Source organism: Sedimentisphaera salicampi, from assembly GCF_002117005.1.
Taxonomy (GTDB): Bacteria; Planctomycetota; Phycisphaerae; order Sedimentisphaerales; family Sedimentisphaeraceae; genus Sedimentisphaera; species Sedimentisphaera salicampi.
Genome location: NZ_CP021023.1, coordinates 28,964 through 43,830 on the forward strand (window position 1 = coordinate 28,964; position 14,867 = coordinate 43,830).

At 44.6% G+C, this 14,867-nt stretch carries 7 protein-coding genes; 6 read left to right on the top strand and 1 reads right to left on the bottom strand.

Features of this window, described 5'->3' with window-relative positions; all coding sequences use genetic code 11:
- Nucleotides 1-48: 48 nt before the first annotated feature.
- From STSP1_RS00115 to STSP1_RS00135, 5 genes are all read left to right on the top strand, one after another.
- A complete protein-coding gene (locus STSP1_RS00115) occupies nt 49-2,421 on the top strand; it encodes a sodium-translocating pyrophosphatase (RefSeq protein WP_226997487.1) in 2,373 nt (790 codons plus the stop codon).
- A 145-nt stretch (nt 2,422-2,566) separates the two neighbouring features.
- A complete protein-coding gene (locus tag STSP1_RS00120; RefSeq protein ID WP_085754397.1) occupies nt 2,567-3,652 on the top strand; it encodes an endo-1,3-alpha-glucanase family glycosylhydrolase in 1,086 nt (361 codons plus the stop codon).
- Nucleotides 3,653-3,994: 342 nt separating this feature from the next.
- Nucleotides 3,995-6,049 (top strand): hypothetical protein, encoded by a 2,055-nt coding sequence (locus STSP1_RS00125; RefSeq protein ID WP_085754398.1) that lies wholly within the window; start codon nt 3,995-3,997, stop codon nt 6,047-6,049.
- Nucleotides 6,050-6,097: 48 nt separating this feature from the next.
- On the top strand, nt 6,098-8,122 hold the full coding sequence (locus STSP1_RS00130; RefSeq protein ID WP_085754399.1) for a hypothetical protein: 2,025 nt from the start codon (nt 6,098-6,100) through the stop codon (nt 8,120-8,122).
- 241 nt (nt 8,123-8,363) lie between these two features.
- Nucleotides 8,364-10,553, top strand: a complete 2,190-nt coding sequence (locus STSP1_RS00135; RefSeq protein WP_161491538.1) for a right-handed parallel beta-helix repeat-containing protein — start codon at nt 8,364-8,366, stop codon at nt 10,551-10,553.
- Nucleotides 10,554-10,656: 103 nt separating this feature from the next.
- Here STSP1_RS00135 and tsaA read toward each other — a convergent pair whose 3' ends face one another.
- On the bottom strand, nt 10,657-11,133 hold the full coding sequence (tsaA, locus tag STSP1_RS00140; RefSeq protein WP_085754401.1) for a tRNA (N6-threonylcarbamoyladenosine(37)-N6)-methyltransferase TrmO: 477 nt from the start codon (nt 11,131-11,133) through the stop codon (nt 10,657-10,659).
- Nucleotides 11,134-11,317: 184 nt separating this feature from the next.
- Here tsaA and STSP1_RS00145 point away from each other — a divergent pair, with 184 nt between their 5' ends.
- Complete coding sequence (locus tag STSP1_RS00145; RefSeq protein WP_226997488.1) at nt 11,318-14,866, top strand: helicase-related protein; 3,549 nt, start codon at nt 11,318-11,320, stop codon at nt 14,864-14,866.
- Nucleotide 14,867: the final 1 nt, after the last annotated feature.

Genomic DNA, 14,867 nt, shown 5'->3' on the forward strand with positions numbered 1-14,867 from the left:
CTTAAATATTAGTAAAACTCTATTAAAGAAAAAGGAGTAATCGTGGACATGACAGGTATTAAGAAATTTATGTTGCCTGCCATTGCGGCTTTTCCTTCGCTCGCATTAGCGGCAGGGGGCTCAAACGGCGGTGAAGCAGACGTGTCAACAGGCTGGGCAGAGCCTATCTTTTGTGTTATCGCCTCTCTTGTTGCTCTTGGATTTGCCAGATTCTTCTACAAGAAGATGATGGAGGCCTCCGAGGGAACAGACAAGATGAAGGAAATTGCCGAAGACGTTCGCAAAGGTGCTTATGCATATCTCAGAAGGCAGTATGGGGTTGTAACGGTGGTATTCATTGTGCTGCTGCTCATATTTGTAGGCCTTGCGATGGTGGGTGCTCAGAACCCGTTTGTTCCGCTTGCTTTCTTGACAGGCGGCTTCTTCAGCGGTCTGTGCGGTTATCTTGGAATGAAAACTGCTACATACGCATCAGCTCGAACAGCCAACGGTGCAAGAGAAGGCCTCAACAGGGGTCTTACCGTAGCTTTTAGAAGCGGCGGCGTAATGGGGCTTGTTGTAGTGGGCTTTGGCCTATTGGATATCTCTCTTTGGTATCTGCTTCTGGATAAGCTGGTTTATACCGCAGAACATATGAGAGAAGGATGGGGCTTTCTCGTGCCGGCAGGTATGAACCCCGACCACAAGCTCATTGTGATCACCACAACAATGATTACATTCGGTATGGGTGCTTCAACACAGGCTCTGTTCGCACGTGTTGGCGGCGGTATCTACACAAAAGCTGCTGACGTTGGTGCAGACCTCGTTGGCAAGGTTGAAGCGGGCATCCCCGAAGACGATCCGAGAAATCCTGCTACTATCGCAGATAACGTTGGAGATAACGTTGGCGACGTTGCCGGAATGGGTGCAGACCTGTACGAAAGCTATTGCGGTTCAATACTCGCTACTGCCGCTCTCGGTGCTGCCCTTGGAATCAACCTGCCTCACGGCCTCGAGCCGTTCAAGGTGGTTGTAGCTCCGATGCTCGTTGCTGGTATTGGTATCATCCTATCTGTAATCGGGATGTTTATGGTTAAGTGTAAGGAAGGGGCTTCCCAGAAAAACCTCCTCCGCTCACTTCTCACAGGTACGCTTGCAAGCTCTGTAATGATTGTTATTGCTCTGATGATCCTCGTTTTCACAGGCTACATCACTTGGGGAATCTTCGCTGCTGTAATAACAGGACTGATTGTGGGCGTGATCATCGGCCAAATCACAGAATACTACACCTCAGATGAATTTGCACCTACTAAAAGCATTGCCGAACAAACCCAGATGGGGCCTGCTACAACAATTATAGAAGGTATTTCAGCCGGTATGTATTCCACCGGATTCACGGTAGCAACAATCGTAATAGGTATTCTGCTTGCTTACGGTTTCAGCGGCGGATTCAACAATCCCGCTATGGGACTCTACGGAATCGGCTTTTCCGCTGTGGGTATGCTTTCGACTCTCGGAATAACTCTTGCATCAGACGCATACGGACCAATCGCAGATAATGCAGGTGGTAATGCTGAGATGGCAGGGCTCGGCGAAGAAGTTCGAAACAGAACAGATGCTCTTGATGCCCTCGGAAATACTACAGCTGCCACAGGCAAGGGCTTTGCTATCGGCTCAGCCGCTCTTACAGCTATGGCTCTTCTCGCTGCATATCTCGAAGAGGTACGCGTGTGGATAGGTAAGCTCGCCAATGAATCGGCAGAAGGTATATACAGAGTGGGCGAGTTTGTGTTTACAGCCGAATCTGTAAAAACCGCTCCTGTGGCGAAATTCGTTGAGGCATACAACCTCACCATTATGAATCCGAAAATGATATGCGGGCTCTTTATCGGCTCAATGATGGCCTTCGTATTCAGCGCTATGACAATGAAGGCTGTTGGAAGGGCTGCCGGCGATATGGTGAACGAAGTGAGAAGGCAGTTCAAGGAGATGCCCGGAATTCTTGACGGCTCTCAGAAGCCTGATTACGCAACTTGCGTTGCGATTTCAACCAAGGGCGCTCAGAAGGAAATGATCCTTCCCTCAGCGATTGCGATTATCGTGCCTGTGCTTACAGGTCTGATTCTCGGTGTTGCTGGTGTTCTCGGCCTGCTCGCAGGCGGCCTTGTTGCTGGATTTTCCCTCGCTATCACCCTCAACAACGCAGGCGGGGCTTGGGATAACGCCAAGAAGTATATCGAAAAAGGACACTACGGCGGAAAGAATTCAGAAGCACACCACGCAGGCGTTGTGGGTGATACCGTAGGCGACCCGTTCAAGGACACGTCAGGACCATCTCTGAACATTCTCATCAAGCTTATGACAATGGTTTCTGTTGTTTTCAGTGGCGTTGTTATCAAATTCGGCCCGCAGATTTCCGATTTACTGAATTTGAACTACTAGGCCAAGTATAAAATCATATTAACTGTACAAGGCAGCGGCCCGCGAGGCTGCTGCCTTTTTTCGAATCTTGTTTTATTTTTCAGATTTGCAGGATTTCAGTGATTTGATATATTTGGGTTCAGGTTTAACTTTAAGGAATGAGAAAATGATGAAAATTTGTAATCTTGCTGCCTGCCTTGTTTTTATATCCGCTGCATTTGCGGTCGGTGCAAAAGAAATCAAAGTTGGGGCATATTATTACGCCTGGCATGGCGATAATAATTTCCATGGCGGAGCAGATACCGTTCTCAGATACCATTTATCTCCAAAGCAAACACCCGTTCTCGGCTGGTACAATCAGCAAAACAATGAAGTGATCAGCCAGCATTACAAATGGGCTGAATATGCAGGGATTGATTTTTTCGTTGTCAGTTTCTGGGGCAAAGGCAGTGACAGCATTCTAAGAGAGAAAATGTTTAACAACTCGAACAGAGGCAATACTGAGCTGGCCGTTTTCCTTGAGCCTTCAATAAGCAGCGAAAATATTTCTTCGCAGATGGATTATCTCTGCCAGAATTATTTCAATAAAGAAGGCTATCTGCATATAGACGGCAAGCCTGCGGTTTTTATATACATTACAAGATCCAAAAGCACAAAGCAGCTTGCCCGGTATATAAAAAACATACGCAGCAGGGCTGCCGCTAATGGTTATGAGGTGTACTTGGCGGGGGATGAGGTTTGGGCAGCTCCCAACAGAGATTATGAAAAAAAGCGTATTTCAATGCTTGATGCTGTTACCAATTATGATGTTTATGGAAATCTGGGGCGAAGAAAATATGTGCAGCCCTCACACCTGAACCACTGGCAGGCTAACAATAAGAAATGGAAGCAATTAGCAGAAAACCTTGGCAAAGATTTTATCCCCGCTGTATCACCGGGGTTTAATGACACTGCTGTTAGAAAAGGGCATACGCCCAGCTCAAGAAAACTACAAGGCGAGAAAGGCGAATTCGGCAGTCTATTCTCAGCGTTGCTTGAGAGAGCATTGAAGCTTGAAGGCAGCGATATGATTATGATAACATCATGGAATGAGTGGCACGAAGATACGCAGATAGAACCGGTCTCTCCAGCTGAGCCCACAAAGAAGGACGATGGAGAAGGGCGTTACACCAAGGGACTGGCCTACAGCGGATACGGCAAGCTGTATCTTGATATTCTAAAAGAAAAAACATCACCGGTTTTGAGCGATTAGCAAACTCAGCAGAGAGAATCAATGCCCTAAGCATTAGCTTTGTGATAACTTTCGCAAAATTTTTGTTTTTTTTCGAATTTATTCTTGACTTTAGTGCTGAAAAGGTATAACTTAAACTTAGGTAATTAGTTTGTTTATATTATATTAAGCTAAGTTGCAGTATAATATTATCTTTTAGGCCTTTGACATAATTTTACGTAAAACTTTTGGTTGTTTACATCTAAGCATCGCTTCAGCTTTCCGGGCTTAAAACGCATCAGGTTTTATAAATATGTTTGCTGCCTTTTTGAAGTGAGGGCAGTGGTAAAATTTTAGAGAAAACATATTTTTAGGAGTGATTGTATGTTTAAGGCCATATTTATTGTTGTTCTGTTTTTGTCTGCTTTTGCTGTTTTGCCATTGTGTGCGGAGACCCCGGATTTCGGCGATGATATAGGATCTGCCTTTTCAATCACGCCGGATAATGATCCAATAGAAGGAGAGCTTCAAACGGGAGCCGATATTGATTTCTTTGCCCTCACCCCAGAGCCCGAAACGGTGTATCGTGTGTTCTTTAATAACGGGTTGTCGGACAGGAAAAATTTGAAAGTCTTAATGGAAAATTCCGACTATGAGCTACGAAACATAAAAAAGCTCGATTCAAACGCTGAAACTGAATATTCCACTTTCTATTGCGAATACGGCTATCCTGTGTACTTCAAGGTTTTCAGCGATTACAGCGCATCGGGTTTGTATCATATTGAAGTGCAGACAGTCAAAACAGTTCCTGTTGATTCGTTTTCAAACAGCTGCTCATCCCCAACCCAACTGGATCTTTCAAGCGGCTATATTGAAACAGAAGCGGTTATAGATACTTCCGAGCCAAATTTCTCCGCAGCTCCCGACTACTACACCTTTGATGCACTGGAAAACTACCGTTATTATATCAGCTTCGATTATCTGGACTCTTCGCAGTTAAGAGCCACTGTTCTTAATTCCAGCTGCAGCTCTCTGGTTAGTTCAGTAAATGAAGATGAGGGAATAACGCTGGTATCGAATGACGGCGGGGATTTTATAATAAAATGCGGGCATTCCCCTTACGGCGACAGCGAAGACATAAGCGTTGGGAATTACTATTGCCTCAAGGTTTCTGCTGAAGGTCCTCTCTACGACGACTTTTCCAATTCCAAAGATTCTGCCCATCAGATCATCCCCGGCGATGGCCCTGTAAAGGGAACTGTTTTCGGCGCTAATTACGGCGGAGATATAGATTGGTTCTATGCTGATGTAAATGAAAACTCACTCTACCGAATTACAATAGACGGATATGACTATTCCAGATACAAAGACTGCAAGATCTATTATGCCCGAACCCCCGAGTCCGGTCATCCCGAGTCTCTTATTGAACTTTACTCAACCTCCGAATACAACGCGATTTATTCCTACCTTTTCAGCCGAGATTATATGATAGAAGACTCCGGCAGGCTGTATATCCGTATGGCAGGACGCCATTTCGATACGTCCTATACTGTGGCGGCAGAGCTGATTAGTGAGTTTTCGGAAGATTTGTATCCCAATACTATGGAACAAGCCCAGCAGATCCCAACAGACAACACAAGGATTATCGGTGCTGTTCTCGGGGAATACACCGATCCGAATTATGTTACTCATCCCGATAAGGATTATTTTTACTTCGACACGCAGGACTGGCATAAATACGAGGTGCGGGTGTCAAAGTCTGACAATGCAAATATAAATTTCGGAGTGCAGCTCACAGACCCCGCCGGTTCAACGATCATTGATTACCACGAGGATCAGGCAGTCTTAACCTTCGTTGATACATCACAGCAAGATAAGTGGTATATATGCGTGGAAAATAAAGGCTTACATCTCGGTGGTTACTACGAGTTTACCGTGCGGGACCTGGGTTCTTTCCCCGATGACCGCCCTAGCAATTTCGACTCTTCCGATACTTTCCGCCTGCCCACAGACGGGACTTGGTATGGAGGCTCCATAGATTACTACAGCGACAGGGGAGACGATTCTGACCTCCTGCTCTTCGATATCCCTGTTTCCGGCGAATATACCTTCAATTTCTACAACAAGATTTACAGGAAGGTCTTTTTCAAGGTTTACTACTGGGACACCGAATATCACCCTGCAATATCTAAATTTGATGTCAGCCGAGGCGAAACGGTTACTAAAACGCATAACTTCCCTACAGCAGGCCTCGGCAGGATAGTGGTCAGCACTGAGAATAATTATACAGGAGACTATTTCGTAAGCATAAAAGATCCGTTACCCCGCTGCGGGGATGGTTATGCTCCGCCTCCAGGCGATACAAACGAAGACTGCTATGTTGATTTCCAAGACGTTGCTGCAATAGCTGAAGGCTGGCTTAATGACACGAATCCATAACATTATAACAAAACTGAAAGCTCAAAAATGTAATCAGGAGAAAATAAAATGACTGCTTTACGTTTTAATATATTATCAATCGCCGTACTGGCTCTTTGCTGCTGCGTTTCAATGGCAGAGACGCCGGATTTTGGAAACAACTGGCAAAACGCTCATCTCTTCAATGCGGACGAAAGTTTTGTTGAGGGAGTCCTTGATGCCGGCGGAGATGTTGACTGGCTGAAATTTATACCATCCCCGCAATCAATATATGCGGTAACCTGCATCAATCCCGAATCGAACTACAAAGAATTTCAGATTTTCTCTGCTAATAAGTACAATTCGATGATCTGCGAAATTACTTCAGATGAATCTATTTTCAATACCAGCTGCACGTTTTATATTTACTGTGAAACCGCAGCACCAATCTTCATCAAGGCTTATGACGGCGCAGGCAGCTATGAAATCACCGCTATGCTCGAACAGTCCTTTGCTCTGGACTCATATCCTGATATTTGCTCCAGCCCCTACAGCATTACCTTAACAGGCGCGATTACTGTGGTTGAAGGCGTAATCGATAATGCCGATATTGCAAACCCCGACAAAGACTGCTTTACCTTCGATGCAGTTTCCCACCAAAAATACCGTATTTACTGTACCGGCATAGATTCAACTAATGTGCGGATAGATGTGCTGGATGAAAACGGCAAGGAGCTTCAAAGCAATAAAGACGAAGTTACATACCTCTCAGAATCAGGCGCTGACTGCCGAATCCGTATTGAATCGCAAAACCGTTCGCACTGGAAGCTGGGAAACTACTATCAGCTTGTAATAGAAGATCTCGGATATATTTCAGACGACCACTCAGACCGCTTCGACTTTGCAACCACCATCAACACCGATTCTTCTACCGTTTCAGGTTCGCTCGATTATCTGACTTCTCTTGATAATGATGAGGATATATTCGTCTTCGACTGCCCGGGAACCCGGCTGTATCGTTTCAATTATCATGCGGATTCAACATCGCTTAAACGCCTGAAGATGTACAACTCAGGATACTACGACGTTCTCGAAAGTTTCCACAAAAGCTCTTTTCCCTACTTCGAGCTCGATCCCAATTCTTCATTCGAATTCAGTGTTGAAGAGCCTGGGCCTGTTTACATCAAGATCTATACTGAAAACTCATCTATCGGTGATGGTGAATATTATTTCAGCATTGAGGATTTGGGTCAGATAGGCGATAACTACTCTAACGACCCCCTCGCCCCCACTCCCATCACAAGCGCAAACACAACTAAAGCAGGTACTGTTGTATTCGCTTCAGACGGCGCTGCAGCAGACTACTTTACATTCAACGCTCAGGAGGGAAAGATCTATAAAATCCGACTTTATCAGCCGTTCGGCTCGGAAGACAGCAAGATAAAATACGCCATGTATGAAGATATCTATCAAAGCCCGTTGATAGAAAGCTATGTCGACAAATATTTTGCAGCGCCAGAGGATAAAACATACACCTTTAGAATATCACCTAATCACTCGCTTGTTAGAAATCAGGGCAGTTACTACGAGTTCACGATAGAAGAGGCCGGCTCTTTTACAGACAATCAGCCCAGCTCTTGGACTCAGGCAATGCATCTGGTGAACGATGGCTCAACCTTTAACGCTTCCATCGATTATTCCACCAACTTAAACTACGATCTCGATTATTATTCCTTCACAGCTCCTTCCGACGGGACGTACACAATCACAGGCACCGAATACATCTCAGGGAGTTTATGGTTCAGGCTCTTCAGCAAAAAGACATATGATTCTCCCGGATCATTTGAAGTTAGCGGAAGTGATTCCGTTTCATACAACCTCACGGCGGGAGAGTATATCCTCAAGGTGGAGCATGACAACCCGCACGGCCAGAGAACCGGCAATTATCAGATAACTGTTGAATCTCCGCCTTTCTTCTGCGGCGATCTCGACCATCCATATCCCCCGGGCGATATCAATCAGGACTGCATAACAGATTTAAGCGATTACAGCCTGCTCGCCTCAGACTGGCTTACATGCACTGATCCGAATCCGCCTTGCAATTATGCGCCTTAAAAATATGGTTATAAACAGGCTTGATCTTGTGCGTTTCACTGTAAAAATTGCTTAAAATGCTAAATCAATAATTGAGAATACCGCATTTTTTGCGGTTTGAAGAAATTTAATTTGACTTTCCGCCATCAGATTTTGTATGATGGAGTCAGCGAGCTGATTAGATTAGCTCCACCCGCCGATACACTTCAAGCAGCCCGTTATGTTGTTCATTAATTATGTTGTTTTTCATAGGAGTTTTAAAATGAATTATTTGAAATTATTATTAGTTATTGCTGTTTCAGTAGCTCTTGTCTCGCCCGGCTTATCTGTTGAAAATAACGATCCATGGGAATACACCTATACCGATAATTTCGAAACAGACAAGGCAGTTGATGACAGCTACGACCATTCAGTTTTCTGGCCTGAGGCTGCATTCCCGCCGGCAGAGCCTTATCTTGTTTACACCAGCATCTATCACACTGATTCGGTGAATCAAAGGGGAGTGCTGTTTAACGATTTCAAGGGTAAGCTTGCGCATCTGAATTACTGTTTCCCTCTGGTTTCCGCGCAGAATGCTGATGCGGTAAAGGGCTATATTGAGTTCGATCTGAAGATGGAAGATAATAACGATGATTCGCAGGTAAGCCGCAGGGGCTATTTCTGCTATTCGGTTTCTTCAGACGGTCATCAATGGACAAAGCCTGCAGCTCTTAAGTCCGGCCACCAGAAACTCGAGCTTTACTCAGATGAAGGCACGTGCTACATCAGCCTTCGTGGACGTGATGCGTTTATAGATAATCTTTCGGTAGCCCTAAAAGTAGAGCATGATGAGCCTGATGTTATAAACGTGCCTGAAGACTACCCAACCATTCAGCAGGCGGTAGATGCTGCTCAGGACGGACAGACTGTTCAAATTGCCCCGGGAACATACTCAGGCCAGGGAAATGTAAACATCGATCTGCTCGGGAAGGCAATAACAGTGCGCGGGGCAAAAGGACCGAGAGCAACCGTTATAGACTGCTCTGTGATTATGCCTGCAGTGGAAGACCCGCCGCAAAAGATTATCTCACGAGGTTTCTATGTTCATCAGGGCGAGAGGCGTGATACCGTTATAAGAAATCTTACGATTGAAAACGGTTTCGTGAGCGGCTCTGAAATCCCAGAAGATGATATGCGTTGGAATTTATCGCCTGAGCATCCGATCGGAGCGGGGATTTACTGCGAGTTTGCAAGCCCCACAATCAAAAACTGCATTATCACTGACTGTCGCACAGAAATGGGAGCCGGAATTGGCTGTGTTGGCGCCCATCCGGACATCTCATTCAGCAGAGTTCACGACTGCAATGCAGGGGGATTCGGCCCTTGCGAATCAGGCGGTTTTGGAGCAGGCATTGGGTTTATAAGGCATTCCTCTCTAAATATAACCAACTGCAGAGTTGTGAGAAATTCCGCATACTACAACAGCAAAGGAGCAGGGCTCTACTGCCGGAGAAGCAGGGCAAAGATCTACGGTTCAACCTTCAGCAGCAACAGCGCAGACGGCAATTTGTTAGGCGGCGGCGTTTACTGCGGAACCGGTTCGGAAATGATGCTCAAAAACTGCGTTGTTTCCAACAATCTCGCAAACTGCGGAGCGGGAATCTTTGCTCATAGGAGGCTGGCGAGCGAGGTTTCTGCTCTTGAGGCCCCCGTTTTTCCCCGCACCTCAATCAGGGTGGAGAATTGTACAGTTGCAAACAACAGGCTCGTTAATCCTATGCCGATTTATCCCGGCGCAGGAATACACGCCCGAGCTGCTGATATAAAGGTAAGCAGCTCCATTGTATGGTACAACAGTCCCACGCAGATTGTGATTTATAAATCTCCCCATAAGTTCCCCGTAACATACTCCAATGTGCAGGGGGGCTATCCAACATCTGAGGCTGTTCTTGATAATTACGGGCCGGACGACGGGCTCGAGCCTCTAGCAGGAGACACCACAGACGATTACTACCAGCAGCTCAGCCTCGTTGAATGCCCGGGCAATATCGATAAGGAGCCGCTGTTTGCAGATCCTGTTCTCCCGATTGTTGACTACCATCTAAAATCTAAAACTGGAAGGTACGTTCCAGGCAGAGTGGTAAGCGCAAGCGGGAACGTAAGCCCTGGGCAATGGGTGAAAGATGATGTCCACAGTCCGAGCATTGATTCTGGCAATCCGTTTATGCCTTTCAAAGAGGAGCCTATGCCGAACGGTTTCAGGCTCAATATGGGAGCCTACGGAAACACAAATCAGGCAAGCAAGAGTATGCCTTGGCACATCCTCGAAAAGGGCGGCTTCGGCGAGGATATCAGAAGCCCCGATATCAACAAAGACGGCATCATTGATTATGAAGATATTGTGAAGATGGCAGAGCAGTGGCTTCAGGGATTCAAAGGCTACGGAATACAGACACATCCCCCGCAAGATTGATTTTGTTAACTGAAAAAGGGCAGCCGATTTGTGCTGCCCTTGCTGATTTTCCGGCCTTCCGGAACAAGCGGGAGAGCTCCCTGCTTTAATGCTTGTGATGTGTTCAGCGGTCTCCGGATTTGCTTTTGTTCATCCCGTTCACCTTCCCCTCAAGCCAGCCGAGCCTGATATCTCCCTGTGGATTCAATTCCGGCACATACGGCTTTATATCGAGCACTGGGCTGGCCTCTGCCATATCGATGCCCGCGATGTGCAGCTCTCCTCCTTCCATGCTGATAAGCCGAACCACCGATACGCCGATTGGATTCGGCCGGTATGGGCTTCTCGTAGCGAATACCCCATGCCGCCGGCCGTCCCAAGGGGGATGAGCCTTCAGGCTCGGCTGGCTTACTCTGTGCAGATGAAAAACCACAACAATATGGCTGAACCCCTCCAAATCCTCCAGCCCGGGCAAATATTCATCAAATATCTCAATCCTGCCGGCGAGCTCAGATGCCCCCGCCGCCTGACGCGGAACCCCTGTCCCGTCTTTAAATTCGGTATGTATCCTCCCAATCGGTCTGTATCGTATCTCTTCCATAAAACCTGCCTTCTAAAAGACTCAAAAATAAATTATGGGGAAGTGTTTGTTATGCTACCACCCTTATCTTTACAGTCAAGCATAGCATGAATTTTAGACATTATTAATGTTTTGCAAAAAATATACAGAATGTTATTATATTAAAATAAAAGAAATAATCTTATTTTGTTAGTGGAGATTAAACGTGAATAGTAGCGAAATTGAATTGAAGATTCAGGAAATACTTTCCCAAACTACCGTGCAGCTAGCCTCATTTCTCAGTGAGGAATTAGCCGATATTTCTGAAGATTACTGGAGAGAAATTGTAAGACCATCTTTAACATATCCGCAAAAAATGTTGGTAGATCAAAAAGGAGTAACCTCTTTAGATGGATTAGATTTATCTGCGCTTCTGCGAATACTTGACAGAAACTGGTTCGATTTATCAGGAGAATTCAATTTTTCAAAAGAGCAGCGAAACTACTTGAAGGAAATGCAGTCTATTCGTAATCGGTGGGCTCATAAAACCGCAGAGAAATTGGATTTGGAAGATTATTATAGAGACTTGGATACTATTCAGCGTTTTGTTTCTTTTATCAGCAGCAATTCTGAGTTAAAAGAATTCATCCAAAATTACAAGGCTCAGCTACAATCCTTAGCTGCTGAGAAGGCGGAACCTGTTGATAAAACTGAAGCCAAGAATAGTACGAATTTTTCAATAAACGAATTCGTTTGTCTAAAATCATCTCCCGAAAAAAAAGGCGTAATATTAGAAATAGATGATTCAAAAGAAGAAACCCGCTATCAGATATTTATAGATTCTAAAAAGAGCTGGTTTTATGAATCTCAGCTATTTCGAGAGCCTGAAAAAGAGGAGATTAATTTCTTAACATCTGAAGAATTCAATTCAAATCTCTCCTCCATTCTCATAAGGGATCCTTCCTTTTCAAAGCTTTATTCGCTTAACTCAGCTCGAATTGATTTTATTCCTTATCAGTTCCGCCCGGTTCTCAAGCTTATGAGATCAGATCGTCCCAGATTGCTTATAGCAGATGGGGTTGGAGTGGGAAAAACTATTGAAGCAGGGCTTATTATAAAGGAGCTTCAAGCGAGGAACAAGATTGAATCTGTTCTCATTATATGCCCGAAGCCGTTGATAACTGAAAAAAAGTGGGAAAATGAAATGAGGAGATTTGAGGAAAAATTTTCCCCGCTTGATGGGCCCATGATGAGGAATTGCATAAAAGAAACAAATTTGGAAGGCCAGTGGCCCCAGCAGTATGAGAAGGCAATCATTCCTTTTTCTCTGTTTGATGAAAAGCTGTTGTATGGTTCTGAAGGAAAGAAAAGAAAGAGAAAAAAGCAGGGCCTGCTTGATCTTGATCCGCCGCCAAAGTTTGATTTAGTGATCGTTGATGAGGCCCACAAAATAAAGAACCAAAGCACCTATACACATCAGGCAACACGGTTTTTCTGTGATAATGCCGAAGCAGTTATATTTCTCACGGCAACTCCAATACAATTAGGCGGCAACGATTTATTTACCTTGCTGAACGTTATAAGGCCTGATCTTGTGATCGATGAAAACACCTATCAATCAATGATTGCCCCGAATCCCAAAATACACAAAGCAGTTAGTATTCTGAGGGCTCAGGAAAAAGACTGGCAATCTCAGGCTAAAGATTTACTCGAACAGGCAGCTCATACAGAGTGGGGCAGTTCAGTTATTAAAAATAAGCCCGAATTTTTAGAGATTCAGGAAAAGCTGGCTAAAAATAATTTGTCTCCAGAGCAGCGGGTGGATTTGATACGTGATATTGAAGAGCTGAATACATTTTCCGATATGATAAACAGAACCAGAAGGAGGGATATTGGAAGTTTTACAGTCCGGGAGCCTAAAACTATAGAAGCTGAGTTTACTCCTGAACAAAAAAAGGTGCATGATAAGGTTCTTGAGATACAGGCAGATGTTCTATCCTTGATTCATGATAATCAGAACATCAAGTTTATGATGAGCACAATACTGCGTCAGGCAGCAAGCTGCATCAACGGGCTTGTACCGTTTCTAAAAGATATTCTTACACGCAATTTATCCGAAATCGAAGAACTCGCCTTTCTTAATGAGTGGGATGCTTTGAAAATCGCTAAGATTCCTCAAGACATCAGAAAAATCATATCAAAAGCTGAAAACCTTGGAAGCAAGGATCCAAAATTGGAATCTCTCTTGAAAATTGTATCTGAAAAGCAAAGCGATGAAAACAACCGGATTATAGTCTTCTCAACATTCCGCCATACTTTGAAATACCTATACACAAATCTGATTGAAAACGGCGTTAGAGTTGGCCTTGTAAACGGAGATACCCCTGTAGAAGAGAGGATATGGCTTAGAGAATGTTTTGAGATGGACAGAAAAAGCGATGATGCTGTGGATGTGCTTTTGTTCAGCGAAATTGGCTGCGAGGGTCTGGATTATCAATTTTGTGATTGTATGGTTAATTACGACCTCCCATGGAATCCAATGAAAATAGAGCAGAGGATTGGCCGAATAGACAGAAATGGTCAGCAGAGCGAAAAAGTTCTGATCTACAATATGATAACAAAAGATACTGTTGACGCTGCAATATATGAACGCTGCCTTAAAAGGATAGGAGTTTTTGAAAGTACGCTTGGAGCAGGTGAAGAGATTCTCGGCGAGATCAGCCAGCAAATTCAGGGAATTGCCGAAGATTACCAGCTAACTGAGCAGCAGCGAAATGATAAACTTCAGCAGCTTGCCGACAACAAAATAAGGGAAATACAGGAACAGAAAAGGCTTGAAGACCGTCAGGCTGAATTTTTCGGAGTAAACTTGCCTCAGAAACAAATTGATGATGAAATAAAACACGCCACAAGTTTATGGCTTTCTCCCGAAGCCGTCCAGAGGCTTGTAACAAATTATATTCGCAAGGCTGCCGGCGAAATGGCAAGCAGTGAATTCATACTCGGTGAAGGAATTGAAAAAACACTGCGCCTTTCTGAGAATGTGAGAAGAAAGCTGCTTGAAGATTATAGGCAGATGCCTAAGGGCAAAAGCACAGTTGAACGCCCTTGGGAGAATTGGCTTAGCGGCGACAATCCAATGCTTAAAATTACATTTGATATCAGATGCGCCGCGGATAAAAGGAATGTAACTTTGATTTCTCCCCAACATCCTTTGGTAAGGCAGGCTGCTGCTAAGCTTGAAATTACAGATAAGCCTGTAGCCTGTCTGGAAGTTTGCCAGAGCGGGATAACCTCTGGGGATTATCCTTTCGCAGTTTATAAATGGGTTTATACCGGCATTACCAAAAAAACCGAACTTATGCCGATCGCCTCTTCTAAAGAAGTAACAGAAAATCTTGAAGAGCTTCTCGCTCAGGCCTGTGATTTTGATTATGAAACTCAAATCACAGATTATTCGTTATGGGAAGACATCGAGAGCAGCCATTATAAGCTTTGGAGTTTTGCAAGGCATAGGCATATCGAAAATGTTAGGAGTAATGCTGAATACAAGGAAAAAAGTCTTTCTGTAAGCCACAAAGCGAGAGTGAGCAGATATCAGGATATAATCAATAATGCTGATGATGATAAAATAATTCGAATGAGAACAAGCGAATTGAAATCAGCAGAAATGGATTATAAACAAAAAATCGAAGAAATACAGGCAGCCCCTCAACGAGCCGATTTAAACAGTGATATAGTAGCATACGGTATTTTAAGAGTGAAGGAGTGTTGAA